This is a genomic window from Nitrosospira sp. NpAV, from assembly GCF_000832065.1.
Taxonomy (GTDB): domain Bacteria; phylum Pseudomonadota; class Gammaproteobacteria; order Burkholderiales; family Nitrosomonadaceae; genus Nitrosospira.
This window is the reverse complement of the sequence record NZ_JXQM01000102.1, coordinates 1-722: the sequence shown is the minus strand read 5'-3', so window position 1 is coordinate 722 and position 722 is coordinate 1. Positions and strand designations below refer to the sequence as shown.

Genomic DNA, 722 nt, shown 5'->3' with positions numbered 1-722 from the left:
GGAAGAAATCAACTATCTCGAAAACCCGGTTGTCGTTACCGCTAGCCGTACTGATCAAGCCGCGGAAGATACACTTGCCTCAGTTACCGTCATTACACGAACTGATATTGAGCGTCAGCAGGCACGTTCCGTGCAAGATCTGCTGCACGGTATCGCAGGTATCAATGTCGCCAATACCGGTGGCCCTGGAAAATTGACCACACTTTTTCTGCGAGGTACAGAATCCGACCACGTACTGGTTCTGGTTGATGGCATCAGAATGGGCTCTGCCACCTCCGGTTTTAGTGAAATCCAGAACTACCCGGTAGAGTTGATTGATCGTATTGAGATCGTCCGGGGACCACGTTCCAGCTTATACGGCCCGGAAGCGGTAGGTGGCGTCATCCAGATCTTCACACGTAAAGGCGGAAAAAAGGGATTAAAACCCACCCTCAGTTTTGGGGGGGGCAGCTATGGAACCATCAATGGCTCAGCTACTCTCTCCGGTAGCAGCGAACACGCGTGGTTTAATCTCGGCATCATCGGATCAGACAGCAATTGCTTTAATGCCTGCAAATGTTCTTTTAGTGCGGGATGCTTCACCGTTGAACCGGACTAGGATGGCTACCGTAATATCTCCGGCTCGGCCCGTGCCGGCTACCACTTCGACAGCGGATTGGATGTCGAAGCCAGTTTTTTACACACTGATGGACATTACGAATACGACGGCGGCTTTATCAACC

General features: G+C 51.5%; 1 protein-coding gene. It reads left to right on the top strand.

Translation table 11 applies throughout. The features are described from left to right. On the top strand, window positions 1-598 hold a 598-nt coding region (locus SQ11_RS15475; protein ID WP_232298043.1), incomplete at its 5' end, for a TonB-dependent receptor plug domain-containing protein. Window positions 599-722 lie beyond the last annotated feature (124 nt).